Source organism: Streptantibioticus silvisoli (assembly GCF_027947535.2).
Lineage (GTDB): Bacteria > Actinomycetota > Actinomycetes > Streptomycetales > Streptomycetaceae > Streptantibioticus_C > Streptantibioticus_C silvisoli.
This window is the reverse complement of the sequence record NZ_JAAGKO020000015.1, coordinates 33,836-51,945: the sequence shown is the minus strand read 5'-3', so window position 1 is coordinate 51,945 and position 18,110 is coordinate 33,836. Positions and strand designations below refer to the sequence as shown.

Sequence of the window (18,110 nt, the reverse complement as noted above, 5' to 3'; positions counted from 1 at the left end):
CTCCGCGGAGGCGGTTGCTCCGCCGGGGGCGACGGCACCTCAGCGGAGCGGTCCCGCAGCGGGGGCGTCCCGTGGGGTGGGGATTCCCCTGCTGGGGGTGACGTCCCGTGCGCCGGTGAGGTGGCGGGGCGGGGGCCAAGGGTGGTACCGGGGTCGACGCTGACGGTGTGCGCCGGGCCCGGGTGGCGTGGGGACCGCTGCGACGCGGGCCCGGCTCCGCTGACGGAACGGAGCCCGGTTGCCGGTGCGTTGATCGCACCGGTGACCGGGCTCCGGGCGTGTGCGGTGGTCCGCGCAGCGCACGGTTCCGCTCAGGCGGACGCCGGCACCCGCAGCGCGGCCAGCACCGGCAGGTGGTCCGTGGCGGCGCGCAGGTCGGCCGGGGTGACGCCGGCCAGCCCGGCGGGCACCCCGCAGCCGAGGACCTCGACGCCCTCGCCGGCGAAGACCGCGTCGATGCGCTGCGCCGGGTCGCCGGGGCGGGAGGTGAAGCGGCCGCCCCAGGGGGCCGTCTCCCAGCCGTCCTGGAGTGCGGCGGCGAGGCGGTCGAAGGCCCGGCCGCCGGGGTTGTCGTTGAAGTCGCCGCCGACCACGGTGTGCGGCGCGCCGAGCAGGGCGAGGTGTCGCAGCAGCAGGCCGGACTGCTCGTAGCGCTCGGCGGCGCTCATCGACAGGTGGGCGCTGATGACGCCGAGCCGGGCGTCGCCGAACCCCAGGACGGCGGTGGCGAAGCCGCGCTGGTGCAGGCCGCGGGTGCGCGGCAGCAGCACGTCCTCGGTGTGCAGCACCCGGGCCCGCAGATCGGCCAGGATCAGCGGGCCGGACGCGGTGGCGCCGCCGGTGACCACGACGAGGCCGGACTCGCGGGCCAGCCGGGCCGCGTACTTGCGCCAGCGGAAGAACCGCGGCGCCTCCTGGACGCAGACCACGTCCGGCGCGCAGGCCCGGATGACCCGGGTCAGCGCGGGGACGTCGTCACGCATCGAGCGCACGTTGTAGCTGAGCAGCCGGACGGTGGCCGAACCGTCCGGGTGGGTCAGCGACGGGGGAAGGTCCTCCAGCACCTGTGCCCCCGTCAGCCCTGGCGGGCCAGGTCGGCGGCACCGACCAGACCGGCCTCGCCGCCGAGCCGGGCGGCCAGCACCTGGGCGTGCGGACGCCACTGGTTGCCGACCAGCCAGCGGCGGAAGGACTTGCGGATCGGGTCGAGCACCAGGTCGCCCTCGTCGGAGACGCCGCCGCCGACGATGAAGGCGGACGGGTCGAAGAGCGAGGCGAGGTCGGCCAGGCCCGCGCCGGCCCAGCGGGCCAGTTCGCGGAACGAGTCGATGGCCACCGGGTCGCCGGCCCGGGCGGCCTCGCTGATGTGCCGGCCCTGGATGCCCTCCGGGGTGCCGTCGCCGAGCCGCAGCAGGACCTCGGCGGCGTCCGGGGTGGCGTTGGCGCGCTGCCGGGCGTAACGGACCAGCGAGCGGCCGGAGGCGTACTGCTCCCAGCAGCCCTGGCTGCCGCAGCCGCACAGCAGGCCGTCCGGGACGACCCGGATGTGGCCGAACTCCCCCGCCACGCCGAAGCGTCCGCGGTGCAGCCGGCCGCCGATGATGATGCCGCCGCCGAGTCCGGTGCCGAGCGTGATGCACACCACGTCGTCATGGCCCTGGCCGGCGCCGAAGCGGTACTCGCCCCAGGCGGCGGCGTTGGCGTCGTTCTCCACCACGACGGGCAGGTCGACGCGCTGCTCGACCTTGTCCTTGAGCGCCTCGTGCCGCCAGTTGATGTTCGGCGCGAACAGGACGGTGGCCCGCTTGTCATCGACGTAGCCAGCGGCGCCGATGCCGACCGCCTCGACGGTGTGCTTGCCGCCGACGGCGCGGACCGCGTCCGCGATGGCGTCGATCACGCCCTCCGGGGTCGGAGGGGTGGGCACCTTGCAGGTGTCCAGGACGGTGCCCGCCTCGTCGACCACTCCGGCCGCGATCTTGGTACCGCCGATATCGACGCCAATGGTCAGTCCCATGATTCCCTCAGATTCGGTCGAACCCCGCGCTGGGGCCAACCGTACCGGAGCCGCACAGCTGTTCACGCGCCGTGTCGGAAGGTGGGACGGGCCACGGGCGGGGTCAGTCCAGGTCGATGCGTTCCGGACCGGCGGGGCCGTCGCCCTCCTCGCCATCACTGCCGGTGTCGCCGGCCGCCGTGCTGCCGGTGGGGGCGGGCTTGGTGAACGGGTCGCCGGAGCCGGTGGACCGGGTCCAGCGCTGCTCCTGGCCGGTGACGGCGGCCCGGTAGGCGGACAGCAGCTCACCGCCGGCCGCCGCGAGGTGGTCGAAGACGCCGGGGTTGCGGTCCTTGAGCTGGTTGCCGGCCGCCTTGACCTGGGAGAAGACCGCGCGGGCGGCCAGCTCGGCGGCGGGGGTGCGCAGCTCGGCGAGCTTGTCGACGACCGCGTCGGCGAGCTTGCGCAGTTCGTCGGCGGCGCTGCCGGGCGTGGTACCGGACTGCTCGCGACGGCGGGCCTTCTCCCCGGCCAGGTCCTCGGCGCACGCGGTCGCCCACGCGTCGTCGTCGGTCTGCGGACGGTTCAGACTTTCGCTCATCGCGGACTCCTCGCAACGCAACAGGCGGCTGAGGTCTACGACGTTACCCGACCCGGCGGCCTTGTCCCCGTGATGTCCCTCTTCGCCCATGATCGGGCACCGTTCGCCACGTCACCGTCGGCCGGGACGCACCGCGTGCCACGTCACCGTCGGCCGCGCCGCACCGCGTGCCACGTCACCGTCGGCCGCGCCGCACCACGCGCCACGTCACCGTCCGCCGCACGCCACCCGTGCACCCCGTCACCGTCGGCCGGGGCGCACGTCACCGTCCGCCGCGCCGCACCCCACCGCTCAGCGCGGCCACAGTGCCGGGTCCGGGGCGAAGCGGACCTGGAGGGCGCCGTCGCGCAGGGCCGCGCCCTCGACGGTGCAGCGGCGCAGGGCGGCGGGCAGCGGCATGATGTGCCGGAACCCGGCGGCGTCGACCACGAGTTCGTCGCCGCGCCGGATCAGGTCGAGGCCGTCGCGGGTGGCGCACGGCAGCGGGAGCCGCCAGATGAGGTGGCCCTCCTCGGCGAGGCGGTCCTCGACGGTCCACGGGTCGGGGGCCGGTCCGTCGCCGCCGGTCCAGGGCGCCGGGGCGGGCACCGCGAGCCGGGCCAGGGCCTCGGCGCCGTCCGGTTCGGCGCCCAGGTGCGGGGCCCGGTGCAGGGCGGCGCCGGCGTCGTCGGCCTCGGCCCGCAGCGCCGCCAGGCCGTCGTGCTGGCGGTCGGCGAGCGGGCCGTAGAAGGGGTCGGCGCTGCCGGTGGGCAGCAGGCGGTTGGCGACGACGGACTCCAGGCGCAGCCCGTGCAGCGCGAGGGCCGTGCGGGCGGTGCGTACCGCGGCGGTGGCGCGCGGTCCGGGGTCGGCGACCAGCCGTACGGCGGTGGAGGCGGCGACCACCACGGCCTGGACGGCGGCGAGTTCGGCGTCCCAGCGGGCGGCGGTGTCGTAGAGCCACTCGGCGGGCATCGGCACGCCGGCCAGCTGGGCGATGAGCGGGCGCAGGGCGCGGGCGGCCTGGCGTTCGGCGGGCAGCAGCCGGGTGAGGTAGCGGCGCAGCTGGCCGGGGAGGGCGAGCAGCGCGAGGGAGCGGGGCAGCGACGGCAGGTCGGCGACCACGACGTCCTGGCCGCGGGCGGTGCCGAGGGCCTGGAGCAGGGCGAAGGCGTCGGCGCCGGGCAGCTCGGTGAACTCCTCCTGGTCCAGCGGGTTGGCGCCGAGCAGGTCGAACAGCATGCCGAAGCGGTCCTGGAGTTCGGCGGCCCGGTCGGTGAAGACCCGGTTGCTGTCGACGGTGTGGACGCGCAGGCCGGACACGCCGTCGAGGTCCGGCGGACCGGCCGGGCGGCCGGGGGTGATCAGCAGGGTGCGGTGGCCGTCGCGGGCGGCGGCGAGCGCGGTGGCCGCGGCGACCGTGGAGGTGCCGGCGCCGCCCGGACCGGTCACGAGGAGGGTGCGCACGGTCAGTTCTGCTCGACGCGCTTCTTCAGGCCGGCCAGCGCGCGGTCGATGATGACCTTCTCCGCCTTGCGCTTGATCATGCCGAGCATGGGGATCTTGACGTCGACGGTGAGCCGGTAGGTGACCTTGGTGGCGGCGCCGCCGTCCTCGGGTTCCAGGCTGTAGGAGCCGTCCAGGGTGCGCAGCATCTGCGACTTCACCAGCGACCAGCTGACCTGGTCGGCGCCGGTCCAGGTGTAGGCGAGGGTGTGGTCGTCCTTGATGGCGCCGGCGTCCAGCACCAGGCGGACCTGTTCGGCGCGGCCCTGGGCGTCGGTGGCGAGGATGTCGGCCTGTTTGACCTCGTCGGTCCACTCCGGGTAGCGGGCGAAGTCGGCGATCACCTCCATGACCTGCGCGGGCCCCGCCTGGATCGTGATGCTCGACATGGTGTGTTCCGCCATCGCCGTGGCCCCTCCGGGACGTCGCGTCGTGTCTGTGGTGATGGTGCAGGCTATCGCGCGCCGGTCGAACGCAGGACCGCCCGCGGGCCCGGCCTGCCCCGGGTCGCCCGCGGCACGCTCACCGGCCGGGGCGGCGGGCCCCACCGGCCGGGTCGGCGCGTTCACGGTGCGGGTCCGCGCGTTCACTGCGGGGGCGGCACCGGACACCGGCGAGGGCCGCACCCTCACCCGCCGCGCCGGCCCCTCACCGCCGGAGGCGCACCTCACCGCCGGAGGCACCCTCACCGCCGAGGCCCGCACCCTCACCGCCGAGGCCGCACCCCACCGCCGGAGGCACCCTCACCGCCGAGGCCCGCACCCTCACCGCCGGAGGCACCCGTTCACCACTCGATGGCGAACGGGGTGTGCGTGGCGTTGAAGTGGCCGACGTTGACGCATTCGGTGGCGCCGATGCGCATGCGCGGGGTCAGCGGCTGGTGGACGTGGCCGAAGACGGAGTACGCGGGCCGCACCTCGTGGATGGCGTCGAGCAGTGCCTGGCTGCCGCGTTCGAAGCGGCGGGCGACCACGTCGTAGCACAACTCCGGGACGGCGGGCGGGATGTGGGAGCACAGCACGTCGACCGGGCCGAGGGCGGCGACCTTGGCGGCGTAGGTCTCCTCGTCGACCTCGTAGGGGGTGCGCATCGCGGTGGGCAGGCCGCCGCCGACGAACCCGAAGACCAGGCCGCCGATCTCGGTGGTGGCGCCGTCCAGCACGGTGGTGCCCGGGCCGGCGTACTCCGGCCACAGAGCCGGCGCGTCGACGTTGCCGTAGGTGGCGAAGGTGGGGGTGGGCAGCGCGGCGAACATCGCGGCGTACTGCTTGCGGATGGCGGCGTCCATCGCGGCGTCGCGGTCGATGCCGGTCCACAGCGAGCGGTTGAGGGCCCGGGCCTCCTCGAAGCGGCGGGCGGTGCGCAGCTCGACGATGCGGTGGGCGTTCTCGGTGCCGAACAGGTCGGGGAAGATGCCCCGGGAGTGGTCGGCGTAGTCGAGGAAGAGGATCAGGTCCCCGAGCAGCACGAGGGCATCAGCGCCGTCACCGGCCCGGGCGAGGGGCTCGACGGCTCCGTGGACATCGCTGACGACATGCACTCGCATGACGGCCAGTTTACGGTTCGCCGCTCGCGCGCCGGGAGAGCCGTGGACTAGGGTTTCCGGCACATTGTGCCGCCGGACGGTCGGCGGTGACGGCCGGCGGGGGCGGTCCGGCGGCGCGGCCGCGGGGCGGGGGCGGCTGTGAGAGATCAGACATCTGCCCGTGTCCTCTACCCCCGGCGCGTTACCTGTCGGTAACGTCCGGTGGTAAGCCCCTTCGGCTCTTGATCACACGGCTCCGGCACCGCCGCCGGCGGCGACGAGGAGCAGCAGTCTTGCGCGAGTTCAGCCTTCCGGCCCTGTACGAGGTCCCCGCTGACGGCAACCTGACCGACCTGGTCCGCCGCAACGCCACCCAGCATCCGGACACCGCCGTGCTGGCGCGCAGGTCCGGCGGCGGCGGCTGGAGCGACGTGAGCGCCGCCGCGTTCGCGCTGGAGGTGCGGGCCGCCGCCAAGGGGCTGATCGCCTCCGGGGTGCAGCCGGGCGACCGGGTCGCGCTGATGTCGCGCACCCGGTACGAGTGGACGCTGCTGGACTTCGCGATCTGGTTCGCCGGCGGGGTGACCGTACCGGTGTACGAGACGTCGTCGGCCGAGCAGGTGGAGTGGATCCTCGGCGACTCGGCCGCGGTGGCCTGCGTGGTGGAGACGGCCGGCAACGAGGCGACCGTGGAGTCGGTGCGCGAACGGCTGCCGCAGCTGAAGCACGTGTGGCGGATCGACGCCGGCGCGGTGGAGACCCTGGGGGCGGCCGGCAGCGACGTGGCCGACGCCCTGGTCGCCGAACGCGCCGCGCTCGCCGGTGCGGACTCGCCCGCCACGATCGTCTACACCTCCGGCACCACCGGCCGCCCCAAGGGCTGCGTGCTGACCCACCGGGCGTTCTTCGCCGAGTGCGGCAACGTGGTGGCCCGGCTGGCGCCGCTGTTCCGCACCGGGGAGTCGTCGGTGCTGCTGTTCCTGCCGCTGGCGCACGTGCTGGGCCGGCTGGCGCAGGTCGCCTGCATGATGGCGCCGATCAAGCTGGGCCACGTCAGCGACATCAAGAACCTCACCGGCGAGCTGGCCGCGTTCCGGCCCACCATGGTGCTGGGGGTGCCGCGGGTCTTCGAGAAGGTGTTCAACAGCGCCCGGGCGCAGGCGCAGTCCAGTGGCCGGGGGCGGATCTTCGACCGGGCGGCCGACACCGCGGTCGACTACAGCCGCGCGCTGGACACCACCGGCGGTCCCAGCCTGACGCTGCGGCTGCGGCACCGGGTCTTCGACAAGCTGGTCTACGGCCGGCTCCGCGCGGTCCTGGGCGGCCGGGCCACCCACGCCATCTCCGGCGGCGCGCCGCTGGGTGAGCGGCTCGGGCACTTCTACCGGGGCATCGGCCTGACGGTGCTGGAGGGCTACGGCCTGACGGAGACGTGCGCGGCGACCGCGTTCAACCCGTGGGACCGCACGAAGATCGGCACCGTCGGCCAGCCGCTGCCCGGCAGCGTGGTGCGGATAGCGGACGACGGGGAGGTGCTGCTGCACGGCGAGCACCTGTTCACCGGTTACTGGAACAACGAGGCGGCCGGCGCCCAGGCGCTGTCGGACGGGTGGTTCCACACCGGGGACATCGGCACCCTCGACACCGAGGGGTACCTGACGATCACCGGCCGCAAGAAGGAGATCATCGTGACCGCGGGCGGCAAGAACGTCGCCCCCGCGGTCATCGAGGACCGCATCCGCGCGCACGCGCTGGTCGCCGAGTGCATGGTGGTCGGCGACCGGCGCCCCTTCATCGGCGCGCTGGTCACCCTCGACGAGGAGTTCCTGCCGCACTGGGCCGCCTCGCACGGCAAACCCGCCCCGCACACCGCCGCCGCCCTGCACGACGACCCCGACCTGCTCGCCGAACTCCAGCGCGCCGTCGACGACGGCAACGCGGCGGTCTCGCACGCGGAGTCCGTCAAGAAGTTCCGCGTGCTGACCGCGCAGTTCACCGAGGAGTCCGGCTACCTGACGCCGTCGCTGAAACTGCGGCGCAACGTGGTGACCCGCGACTTCGCCCAGGACATCGAGGCGCTCTACACACGGTAGTGCGCTCTGCGTGTTGGGCTCGGGGCGCTGTTCACGCGGTGGCGCTCCGCACGCGGTGGCGCTCCGCACGCGAGACGCTCCGCACGCGGTGGCCGGGGCGCTCCTGCCGTGCCGGGGTCGGGCGGGCCGGGCGGGAGCACGGCCACCGCCTCCGGCCGGAGCGCGGCCACCGCGGCCCCCTCCGGCCCGGAGCGCGGCCAGCCCCTCCGGCCCGGAGCGCGGCCAGCCCCTCCGGCCCGGAGCGCGGCCAGCCCCCAAGCCCGGAGCGGGTCCACCGCGGTCCCGTTCAACCCGGCGCGTCACTACAGCAGCCCCCTCCGGCCCCGGAGCGCCGCTACAGCAGCCCCTTCAGCCGGGACGCCAGCAGGTCCCAGCGCCAGGCGTCGTGCACCCACGCGCGGCCCCGGGTGCCCAGTCGCCGGCGCAGTTCGGGGTCCGCCAGGAGGGTCGCGACGCGGTCGGCGGTGTCGGCGGGGGAATCGCCGCGCACGACCCAGCCGGTCTCGCCGTCCAGTACCGCGTCCGGGGCGCCGCCGGAGTCGCCGGCGACCACGGGCAGGCCGGTGGCGGACGCCTCCAGGTAGACGATGCCGAGTCCTTCGACGTCGAGACCGCCGCGCCGGGTGCGGCACGGCATGGCGAAGACGTCGCCGGCCCCGAAGTGGGCCGGCAGCTGCGCCCAGGGCACCGCCCCGGTGAAGCGGACGGCGGCCGCGACCCCGGTGTCCGCGGCGAGTTTCTCCAGGTCGGCGGCGTAGGGGCCGCCGCCGACGACGAGCAGGACGGTGTCGGGCACCCGGCGCAGGATCTCCGGCATGGCCCGGATCAGGGTGTCCTGGCCCTTGCGGCGCACCAGCCGGGAGACGCAGACGACGACCGGCCGCCCGGTGAGCCCGAGCCGTTCGCGCAGCGCCGGGCCGCCGGAGTCGGGGTGGAAGGTCGTCTCGTCGACGCCGGGCGGCAGTTGGACCATGCGGGCGGCGGCGGCCGGGGTGAGGGCCGCGGCGATGCGGGAGCGGGTGTACTCGCCGAGGTAGGTGAGGGTGTCGGTGCCCTCGCCGATCCGGCGCAGCAGTTGCCGGGAGGCGGGCAGCTGGGCCCAGGCGGCCTCGTGGCCGTGGGTGGTGGCGACCAGCCGCCGGGCTCCGGCGCGGCGCAGCGCGGGCGCCATCAGCCCGAGCGGCGCGGCGGCGCCGAACCACACCGAGGAGCAGCCGTGCTCGCGCAGCAGGCCGGCAGCGCGGGCGGTGACCCGTGCGGTGGGCAGCAGCATGGTGGTGCGGTCGCGGACCACCGGAAAGGGCTGTTCGGCGTCGAACGCGGCGACCGCGTCGCGGTCCTTCCAGGTGGAGGCGTACACGACGGCCTTGCCCGGGTCCAGGCGCAGCGCCATGCTGTGCACGAAGGCCTGGATGCCGCCGGGGCGGGGCGGGAAGTCGTTGGTGACGATCAGGGTCTTGTCCATCGGGTACGACGGTAGCGGCATCGTGGGCGGCCGGGAGCGGTGGCGTAGTCTTGCGGTCCCCCGGACGGTCCCGGGTGACGTGGGCGTGCGCCGTAGCGGTGTGTCGTGGCGCCGTCGCCGGGAGGGGCCGGCGGGTGACGCGTCCCGACGAAGGAGCCTGTGCTGCCGGTGATCACCAGCCCCGAGCCCGCGGCGTACCAGGCGCCGGACGACCCCGAGCGCGGTGCCGTCTCCCGCACGCGCGGCCTGGCGGCGTCGGTGTGGCCGGCGCTGGCGGTGTGGGCGTGCGCCCTGCTGCTGCAACTGCTGATGCTGGCGTGGCTGGGCACCCGGCCCGACTGGCTGCACGCGGCGCTGACCCCGTGGGACAACACCTGGTACGTGCAGATCGCCCAGCAGGGCTATCCGCACGGGTTCAGCTACGACGCGCACGGCGCGCTGACCGGGAACACGCTGGCGTTCTTCCCGCTGTACCCGGCGGTGATCAAGCTGGTGGCGGCGGTGACGGGCCTGGGCGGCCAGGCGGCGTCGGTGGTGGCGGCGTGGCTGGCGTCGGCGGGCGCGGCGGTGGTGCTGCACCGGCTGGGGGCGCGGTTGTACGGGCCGCGGGCCGGGCTGGCGATGGTGGCGGTGGTCTTCACCCAGCCGATGGCGGTGACGCTGTGGATCGGCTACAGCGAGAGCCTGTTCCTGCTGCTGGTGGCCGGGTGCCTGCTGGCGGCGCGGCGTGAGGCGTGGCTGACGGCCGGGCTGTGCGCGCTGCTGGCGGGGCTGACCCGGTCGACCGGGGTGGCGCTGGCGGCGGCGCTGGTGGTGGCCGCGGTGCCGCCGATGTGGCGGGCGCGCCGGGTGCGGTGGCGGGCGGTGGCGGGCATCGCGCTGGGGTCGCTGGGGGTGCCGCTGTACGTGGCGTGGGTGGGGTTGCGGGTCGGGCACCTGACGGCGTGGCTGACGATCCAGCGCGCGGGATGGAACACGGCGTGGGACTGGGGGTCGGCGACCTGGCAGTTCCTGTCGAGCACGCTGCGGCGCGGGTCGGACTGGGTGCCGGTGTCGATAGCGGTGCTGCTGATCGTGCTGGCGGCCGCGTGTGCGACGGAGCTGCTGAACCGGCCGTGGCCGCCGCTGGTGGTGTACGGGCTGCTGGTGTTCGCGCTGACCGTCGGGCAGACCAACTACTACCACTCCAAGCCGCGGCTGCTGGTCCCGGCGCTGCTGACGCTGGCACCGTTCGTGCGGGCGTTCGCGGCGCGCGGGCGGGCGGCGTGGCCGGCGCTGGCGGTCTTCGCGCTGTTCGGCACGTGGTTCGGGGCGTACATGCTGACCAACTGGCAGTACGCGATCTGACGGCAGGGGGCGCCCGGCGGGGGCGGGGGCCCCGGCGGGGGCGGGGCGGGACGTGGCGGCCGGGCTCCGGTTCCGTGCGCACCGGGCGGGTTCCGGGCTTGCGCGTAACGGCCGGCTGGCGTCAGCCCGCTAGCGACCGCGTTCCGGGCTCGCGCATACCGGCCGGACTCCGGTTCCGTGCGTACCGGCCGCGTTCCGGTCCCACGCGTACCGCCCCGCCGGCGTCAGCCCGCGCACCGACGCCAACCCCCGCACCGGCCGCCCCGCGTCACCCCACCGGCGGCGGCCCCGCGGCGAACTCCCGTGCCGCGGCGATGCGTTGGACCGCCGTCGGGTGGGTGCCGAACAGCACGTGCAGCGGGCGCGGCGGGGCGGGGTCGGCCACGTTGGCCACCGTCAGGCGGCGCTGCATGGCGATGAACGCCGCCGGGTCGCCGGTCAGCAGCAGCGCGTGCCGGTCGGCGCGGCGTTCGACGCGGCGGCTCAGCGCGCACGACGCCGGGCCGGCCACCGCCGAGCCGATCGCGGCCAGCGCCGCCAGCAGCGGGATGGAGCGCGGGTCGGCGAACCGGTCGGCGCCGGCCAGGCGCAGCAGCGCCGTCCAGTGCGTCAGGGCGGCCAGCAGCACGACGCCGGCGGCGGCCCCGGCCGCGCCCAGCGCGGTGCCGGCGGCCACGTCGCGGTGCTTGACGTGGCCCAGCTCGTGGGCGGTGACCAGTTCGACCTCGCGGGGGGTGGCGGTCGACAGCAGCGTGTCGTGGACCACGACCCGCCGGGTGCGGCCGAATCCGGAGACGTAGGCGTTGACCGCGGTGGTCCGGCGGGAGGCGTCGGCGACCAGCACGTCGCGCACCGGCACGCGGTCGCGGGCGGCCAGGGCCAGCAGGGCGTCGCGCAGCGGGCCGGCGGCCATCGGCGTGAAGCGGTTGAACAGCGGTTCGAGGACGACCGGCGCCAGCCAGGACAGCGCGGCCACCGCCGCCGCGGCGCCGAGCGCCAGCCACACCCACCACCAGCGCGTCGCCCCGGCGAGCCCGTAGACGGCGAACAGCGCGCCGGTGACCAGCGGCACCCCGATCAGCAGCCCGCGGGCCCGGTCGGTCCACCAGCCGCCCCAGCCCTGGGTGACCAGCCCGAACGGCACGCGTACCGCCCGGACCCGGGCGGCGAACGGCAGCTCCAGCAGTTCCTGCGCCACCACCAGGACCAGCGCCCCGAAGAACACCCGGGCCCACCAGGCACCGCCGGCCGGCCGGGCCGCCGCGGTCACCAACCGGGCCCCGGCGTGCGTCAGGCCCAGGGCCAGCAGCAGGGCCAGCGAGGCGAGTCGCGCGGCCAGCAGCCAGGGCGCCTGCGCCCGGCGCAGCGCCCGGCCCCGCGCGGCCTGTTCGGGCGTGAAGTCGGCTTCGGGGCCGCCGGGGTCGGTGGTCACGTCAGTTGCTCCTTCACGTAGGCCCGCCACTGGTCGGTGAACTGCTGGACGCTGAGGCCGAGTTCGTCGTGGAGGGCGGCGGTGGGCCCGCTGCGGCCGGCGGCGCGGTACAGGGCGACGAGTTTCGGCTGCCCCCAGCGGGCGGCGACCAGGCGGCAGGCGAGCCAGGCGCCTTCGTAGGCCTGCGGGAGGCCGGCGGCGGTGGAGGCGAAGTCGGCGTCGGACGGCAGGAGTTCGGGGGCGTGGCCGGTGGTGACGTCGTGGCGCAGTTCGGGGGCGATCCGCGCGGCGGCGGTGCCGGTGCCGGTCCAGCCGGCGTAGTCGGCGAAGCCCTCCGACAGCCACAGCGGGGTGCGGGAGGTGGTGGCGGTGCGGGTGGCGACGTGGGTGAGTTCGTGGGTGAGCACCACGCGGCGGCCCAGCGCGCTCAGCCCGGCGAAGGCCTGCGGGTTGACGATGACGCGGTCGGCGGGTGCGCTGCCGGTGCCGCGCAGTTCGGCGGTGGTGACGGCGGCGATGTCCTGGTAGGCGGCGGGCGGGGCGTCGAGCAGCGCGGCCAGGCCGGCCTCGGTGCCGGGGACCTCGACGATCGCGCGGTGGGCCCAGGCGCCGGGCCACACGCTGTCGACCACCGGCACGGCCCGGTCGGCGAGGCCGGCGTAGCCGCGCAGTGCGGCCGCGCCGCCCTGGCCCAGCACCAGCGAGCGGGCGCCGGTGACCACGGTCAGCGTGCCGAGGTCCCACGGCTGGACGTCGGTGTGCCGGCCGGCGGCCTGCCCGCCGGTCTGGGAGGTGACGTACCAGTGGCCGCCGGAGCGGCGCAGGGTGAGGTAGGCCCGTGCGGTGACCGGTGCGGTGTCGTAGCCGCGCAGGCCGTAGCTCAGCTCGGTGTCGGCGGCGACCTGGCCGGGGCCGGCGACCGGGAAGGCGCCGGTGGAGCGCAGCCGGTAGCCGAACGACGACAGCGGCAGCCGTTCGAGGCCGGTGAAGACCTGGGCCTGCGCGGTGCGGAACGCGGTGGCCGCCGGGTCGACGGTGGCCAGGAACGCGGTGCGGTCGTGGGCCAGGACGGCGTGGGCCCGGGCCGCCAGCACCGCGCGTACCGCCGCGTCGTCGGAGCGCGGGTGCGCGGCGGGCGCCGGTGCGGAGCACCCGGTGAGCAGCGCCAGGGCGGCGGTCCACACCGTCCATGCCGTCCATGCCGTCCGCGCCGGGACGGCGGCCGGCGGCCGGCGAAGGCGGGCGCGGGGGCGGAGGTTCACGCCCCGATCCTACGGAGGGGGCCCGGCCGGTCGGCTACGGGCGCACGATCGCGTTGATCGGCATCATGTTCACCGGGTCGTAGCGGACCCGGGCGCCGGGGTAGGGGGCGTGGATGACCTCGCCGCCGCCGACGTACATGGCGACGTGGCTGGCGTTGTCGCGGTAGACGACCAGGTCCCCGGGGCGGGCCTGGTCCAGCGGGACGTGGGTTCCGGCGCCGAGTTGCTCCTGCGAGGTGCGCGGCAGGGTGACGCCGGCGTGCCGGTAGGACCAGTACATCAGCCCGGAGCAGTCGAAGGCGCCGGGCCCGGTGCCGCCCCACAGGTACGGCAGGCCCAGGGCGCTGCGGGCGGCGGCCAGCGCTTCGGCGGCGCGGTCGGAGGAGGCCGGCAGGTCGGGCAGGTCCGGCACCCGGCCGGCCGGTGCGGTGCGGCCGTCGGCCGCGGCGCCGTAGCCGATGGCGTCGCGCTGGGCCACGGTGAGGGTGGCCAGCAGGCGTCTCGCGCGCTCCAGCCGGTCGCGCACCGCCTGTTTGCGGGCGGCCAGCCGCCGGCGGACCTGGTCGAGCTGGGCGATCTCCCCGCCGGCCTCGGCGCGTTGCTGGGCCAGCGCGCGCTGGGCGTCCCGCAGCCGGTCGAGCCGGCCCGCCTGGAGGCCCTCGGCGCGGGCCAGGTCGGAGGCCCGGTCGAGGTAGCCGGCCGGGTCGGAGGAGACCAGCAGCGCGAGCGAGGGGTCGACGCCGCCGTCGCGGTACTGGGCGCCGGAGACCACCGCGAGCGCGTCGCTCATCCGGTTGACGGCGGCCTGGCCGCGGGCGAGTTCGTCCTGCACGGCGTCGAGCCGGCCGCGCAGCCGGGACTCCTGCTCCTGCGCGGCGTCGTAGTCCTCGGTGGCCCGCTCGGCCTGCTCGTAGAGCGCGCCGACCCGGGAACGGACGTCGGCGGGGGTGGCGCGGGGTGCGGCGCCGGCCGGGACGGCCGCCGACGCGGCGACCGCGACGGCGGCGGCCGACAGCACGGCGGCCTTGCCGGCCCGTACGATCCCCGGCCGGGCGGGACGACGATGGGACGCCATGGAACCGCACCTCCTTCAGCGGAGGCGACAGTAGCGGTGCGGTTACACAGGGTTCAAAACCCCGGACGGCCCAACGGGCGGTGACCGGCGGCGGATGCGCAGGTCACCGGCGGGGTGTCCGTCAGCTCAGGACACCGGGCGTCACCCGTCCGGGGGCGTGGCGGGGGTCAGACGACGCGGACGCCGAAGTCGAACGGCATGTCGCTGAGCTTCTCGTAGCGCACGTAGGCGCCGGTGTGCGGCGCGTGCAGCACGATGCCGTTGCCCGCGTACATGCCGACGTGCTCGCCGCCGTACATGATGACCAGGTCGCCGGGCTGGAGCTGGCTGAGCGACAGGTGCGGGCCGACGTTCTCCTGCTCCTCGGAGGTGCGCGGCAGCGAGATGCCGACCTGCGCGTAGGACCACTGCACGAAGCCGGAGCAGTCGAAGGAGGACGGGCCGGTGGCGCCGTAGACGTACGGCGAGCCGATCTTGGTGGCGCCGGCGGCGAGCGCGGCGGCGGCGCGGCCGGTCGCGTCGACGGGCGGCGGGTCGGTGATGGTGCCGGCGTTGTTGAACTCCTCGCGGGCGACCGGGGTGAGGGTGTCCAGCAGGTGCTGCGCCTTGGCGAGCTTGGCCTGCACGTCGGTCTTCTTCGCGGCCAGTTCCTTGCGGACGCTGGCGAGTTGCGACAACTTGGCGCCGGCCTCGGCGCGCTCCTGGTCCAGGATCCGCTTCTGCGTCTCGATCTGCTTCAGCTCGTCGGCCTGGGTGCCGCTGAGCTGGTCGAGCATGCTGGCCTTGGCGAGGTAGTCGCTCGGGTCGGCCGACAGGAACAGCTGCATCGTCGGGTCGACGCCGCCGTCGCGGTACTGGGCGCTGGCCATGGTGCCGAAGCTGTCGGCCAGCTTGTTCAGCTGCGCCTGCTCCTTGGCGACCTTGTTCTGCAGCTGGCTGACCTGCGCCTGGAGCTTGTCCTGCCGCTCCTTGGCGCCGTCGTACTGCTGAGTGGCCTTCTCCGCCGCGTTGTTGAGGTCGGTGACCTGGGACTTGACGTCCTTGACGGTCGGCTTGGCCGGCGCGGGCGCGGCGTTGGCGGCCTGCGAGGACAGGGCCACGGCCGCGGCAGCGGTCGCGGTGAGCACGGTCACCCGGGTACGGCTGGCGGGCTTGGGACGACGGTGGGACGCCACGGGGGCGAGCTCCTTCTTCCAGCGGCCGCCTACCGGGTGAGCTGTCGGGTTCGGGCCGGAAGAAGCCCTACGAGGTCTCACCACGCCCTGGCCGGCGCGGCCTGACTCCGATTCACCCCGGGAACGTTGGTTCCCCGGCTCCGCGCGACGGCATCCCCAGCAAAGCGTGACCGGCGCGTCGGACTCGGCGGTAACCCCCGCTGTCATCCGGTTGGACGATCGACTGCGCGGTGGTTCGAGCTGACCCTAGTAACCAAGTTGTGATCGGTTCAAATCCTTCTGAGAAAAAACTTGTCCAGGAGACGACTTCTTTACGGACACTCCACGACCCGTGACGGTCATTTGACTCTACGTCCACCGAACAGGCCGCAAAACGACCGGAGTAGAGCACCGGCATTTCACCATGTGTCGCGTCTCACATGGCCGCGCGAAGCCCCAACACCGACCGATAAAAGGCGCGATGGATATCCGTACGGGCCAAATAGGACGTCTTGGTGGCAAAAGCTGTACCGCGGGGTGAACGGGATCGGAACGGCACCCGGACATTCCGCGGTCACGACGCCCGGCGCACGACCGCCCCGGGCTCTGGACCCGGCCCCGGACCGGGTCACGGTCGCGGCCGCAGTGGCTGCCGCCGCAGTCGCTGCCATCGCCGTCGCCGTCGCCGTCGCCGGGGGAACGTCACATGCGCGAGAGCCGGCGCAGCAGCAGCGTGGAGGCGACCGGGCGGGCGCCGGCCCGGGCGACGCCGTCGGCGACCTCCCGGTCCGCGGAGACCACGACGATCGGGCGGCCCGGCGGTTCGGCGCGCACCAGGCGCCGGATCAGCTCGTCGGCGGTCTCACCGGGCTTGCTGAACAGCACCCGCACCCCGCGCGGCGGCGCCAGCAGCACCGGCGTGGCCAGTTCGGCGCCGTCGAAGACGCAGGTGATCTCGGCGCCGCTCTGCGCGGCGAGGCCGGCCAGTCCGCCCAGCAGCCGCAGCCGCTGCTTCTCCAGCGGGAGCGTGGGGTAGCCGGTCTTGGTCACGTTGTAGCCGTCGACGACCAGGTGCGCCTGCGGCAACGCCAGGAGCTGGTCGAGCAGTTGGGGGTCGTCCTCGGCCAGCGCGCGGCGGGCGATGTCGCGCGGGTTGATGGCGGCGGGGGTGACCGCGTCGACGGTGTCGGCCGGGCGCACCTGCACCGGGGCGAGCGCGAGTTCGCGGCGCAGCCCCTGCGCGGCCTCCAGCACGGTGTCCAGCAGCAGGCGCAGCCGCATGTCCTCCAGGCTGCGGCCCTCGCGGACCGCGCGGCGGCTGGCCTCCAGGGCGGCCTCGGCCTCCGCGAGCCGGGAGCGCAGCCGGCGGTTCTCGCTGTCGGAGGCGGCGACCTCGGCGGCGGCCGTACCGCGGGCCCGGTCCAGCTCGCCCTCCAGCTTGCGCAGCGCGGCCTCGCCGCGGCGCAGGTCGCTGGCGGCGGCGCGCAGTTTGCGCTGGAGCGCGTCGGCCTCCTTGCGGACCACGTCGAGTTCGGCGCGGGCGGCCCGGCCCTCCTCCTGCGCGGCGGCCCGCAGGCCGGCCAACTCCTCGCGCAGGCGCTCCAGTTCGCGGGCGTTCTCCTCACCGACGTGGTCGGCGTGGGCGCGTTCGGCCTCCTCGCCGGCGGCGGCGACCAGCTTGGCCCAGCCGGGCGGGCGCAGCAGGTACGCGGCGGCGGCGACGTCCAGCGGGTCGGCGGCCGGCGGCGGCGACCCGGCCTCCAGCGCGGCGGCGAGCTCGGCCTGCGCCTCCCGCAGCCGGCCGGCGATGCGCTGCCGGAACAGCGCGTCGCCCTCCAGCGCGGCGGCCAGCGCGGTGCCGGCGAACTTCGCCCGCCGCGTCGGGGTGAACCGCGCGTACTGCCGCAACTGGGTGGGGAGTTCGGCGGTGGTCAGCGAGCCGAAGGCGTCCGCCGCGATCGTCACGACCCGGTGCCGCACACCCTCCGGCAGCGGCCGGTCCAGCGTCTCCTCGGCGTCACCGGAGTCGGGCGCGTCGGGGTGGGCGGGGTCGGACGCGGGGGCGTCATCGGCGTGATCCGCGGCGGGCACGGCGGTATTCGTGGCGGGGGCATCATCGTCCGTGGCGGGGGCGGCGGCGTCCGTGGCCCGCGGGTCGGGCGCGGCGTCCGCCGGGGTGGGACCGGGGCCCGGGGGTCCGCCCGTGCCGCCGCCGGGCGTGCCGGAACCGGCGGTGTCCTCCGGAACCGCCTGCCGCTTGCCGCCCGCTTGATCCACCGGTCACTCCGTCCGCTCTGCCGGGGCACTGCCGTACCTGCCGTACGCCCCCCATTGTCCCCGCCCGGGGCGGCCTCAGACCTGTTCGGTGCCAGGTCCGGCCGAGGGGCGCTCCACCAGCTCGATCCGGTCGGCGGTGTTGCACCAGCGGCAGCGCACGGATTCCACGGTGTCGCTGAGCACCTGGCGCTCCTCCACCGACGGCACGCCGGTGAGGTCGAGGTGGACGTACTCCACGGTGCGGCTGGAGCGCGTGACGTCGAAGCGGGTCAGATTGCCGCACAAGGTGCAGCGCCAGCGCGTGGTCTGCGTGGGCAGGGGAACCGGCATCGTTCTTCCTCGTCCTTCATGGCGGGCTCGCTGAACGCGGTACTCCGCGCGCTCCGTCCGCCCGGCCC

Annotated in this window: 15 protein-coding genes and 1 riboswitch; of the genes, 2 read left to right on the top strand and 13 right to left on the bottom strand. The window is 75.4% G+C overall.

The annotated features are described in order from the left end of the window. Positions 1-311: 311 nt before the first annotated feature. From POF43_RS12605 to POF43_RS12580, 6 genes are all read right to left on the bottom strand, one after another. Positions 312-1,064, bottom strand: coding sequence for an endonuclease/exonuclease/phosphatase family protein (locus POF43_RS12605; RefSeq protein WP_271316378.1), 753 nt, complete (start codon positions 1,062-1,064; stop codon positions 312-314). An 11-nt stretch (positions 1,065-1,075) separates the two neighbouring features. Continuing rightward, a complete protein-coding gene (locus POF43_RS12600; protein ID WP_271316379.1) occupies positions 1,076-2,017 on the bottom strand; it encodes an ROK family glucokinase in 942 nt (313 codons plus the stop codon). Positions 2,018-2,120: 103 nt separating this feature from the next. After that, positions 2,121-2,597, bottom strand: coding sequence for a DUF5304 domain-containing protein (locus tag POF43_RS12595; protein WP_271316380.1), 477 nt, complete (start codon positions 2,595-2,597; stop codon positions 2,121-2,123). A gap of 291 nt (positions 2,598-2,888) precedes the next feature. Then, positions 2,889-4,043 (bottom strand): ArsA family ATPase, encoded by a 1,155-nt coding sequence (locus POF43_RS12590; protein ID WP_271324440.1) that lies wholly within the window; start codon positions 4,041-4,043, stop codon positions 2,889-2,891. 2 nt (positions 4,044-4,045) lie between these two features. Beyond that, positions 4,046-4,486 carry an SRPBCC family protein gene (locus tag POF43_RS12585; protein ID WP_271316382.1) on the bottom strand — a complete coding sequence of 147 codons (441 nt, stop codon included), beginning with the start codon at positions 4,484-4,486 and terminating at the stop codon, positions 4,046-4,048. A 380-nt stretch (positions 4,487-4,866) separates the two neighbouring features. Continuing rightward, entirely contained in the window at positions 4,867-5,628 is a 762-nt protein-coding gene (locus POF43_RS12580; protein ID WP_271316383.1) for a metallophosphoesterase family protein, read from the bottom strand. Between the two features lie 272 nt (positions 5,629-5,900). Here POF43_RS12580 and POF43_RS12575 point away from each other — a divergent pair, with 272 nt between their 5' ends. Continuing rightward, positions 5,901-7,700, top strand: coding sequence for an AMP-dependent synthetase/ligase (locus POF43_RS12575; protein WP_271316384.1), 1,800 nt, complete (start codon positions 5,901-5,903; stop codon positions 7,698-7,700). 334 nt (positions 7,701-8,034) lie between these two features. Here the strand turns inward: POF43_RS12575 and POF43_RS12570 are convergent, their stop codons facing one another. Continuing rightward, the gene (locus tag POF43_RS12570) at positions 8,035-9,165 is read right to left on the bottom strand and encodes a glycosyltransferase family 4 protein (RefSeq protein ID WP_271318397.1); all 1,131 of its coding nucleotides are present in this window, start codon (positions 9,163-9,165) and stop codon (positions 8,035-8,037) included. 168 nt (positions 9,166-9,333) lie between these two features. Here POF43_RS12570 and POF43_RS12565 point away from each other — a divergent pair, with 168 nt between their 5' ends. After that, a complete protein-coding gene (locus POF43_RS12565) occupies positions 9,334-10,512 on the top strand; it encodes a putative hexosyltransferase (RefSeq protein ID WP_282698688.1) in 1,179 nt (392 codons plus the stop codon). A 268-nt stretch (positions 10,513-10,780) separates the two neighbouring features. On the opposite strand, the gene POF43_RS34870 is transcribed toward POF43_RS12565, so the two are convergent. From POF43_RS34870 to POF43_RS12535, 6 genes are all read right to left on the bottom strand, one after another. Beyond that, positions 10,781-11,944 carry a M48 family metalloprotease gene (locus POF43_RS34870; RefSeq protein WP_271324623.1) on the bottom strand — a complete coding sequence of 388 codons (1,164 nt, stop codon included), beginning with the start codon at positions 11,942-11,944 and terminating at the stop codon, positions 10,781-10,783. Continuing rightward, positions 11,941-13,206 (bottom strand): hypothetical protein, encoded by a 1,266-nt coding sequence (locus tag POF43_RS12555; protein WP_271324622.1) that lies wholly within the window; start codon positions 13,204-13,206, stop codon positions 11,941-11,943. The genes POF43_RS34870 and POF43_RS12555 overlap by 4 nt, the downstream gene beginning before the upstream one ends. A 34-nt stretch (positions 13,207-13,240) precedes the next feature. After that, entirely contained in the window at positions 13,241-14,281 is a 1,041-nt protein-coding gene (locus POF43_RS12550) for a C40 family peptidase (RefSeq protein WP_271316633.1), read from the bottom strand. 167 nt (positions 14,282-14,448) lie between these two features. Beyond that, a complete protein-coding gene (locus tag POF43_RS12545) occupies positions 14,449-15,456 on the bottom strand; it encodes a C40 family peptidase (RefSeq protein ID WP_271316634.1) in 1,008 nt (335 codons plus the stop codon). Between the two features lie 10 nt (positions 15,457-15,466). Beyond that, positions 15,467-15,619: riboswitch (cyclic di-AMP (ydaO/yuaA leader) on the bottom strand. Positions 15,620-16,137: 518 nt separating this feature from the next. Further along, positions 16,138-17,439, bottom strand: a complete 1,302-nt coding sequence (locus tag POF43_RS12540; protein WP_271324624.1) for an NYN domain-containing protein — start codon at positions 17,437-17,439, stop codon at positions 16,138-16,140. Positions 17,440-17,787: 348 nt separating this feature from the next. Next, the gene (locus tag POF43_RS12535) at positions 17,788-18,042 is read right to left on the bottom strand and encodes a hypothetical protein (RefSeq protein ID WP_271314090.1); all 255 of its coding nucleotides are present in this window, start codon (positions 18,040-18,042) and stop codon (positions 17,788-17,790) included. Positions 18,043-18,110 lie beyond the last annotated feature (68 nt).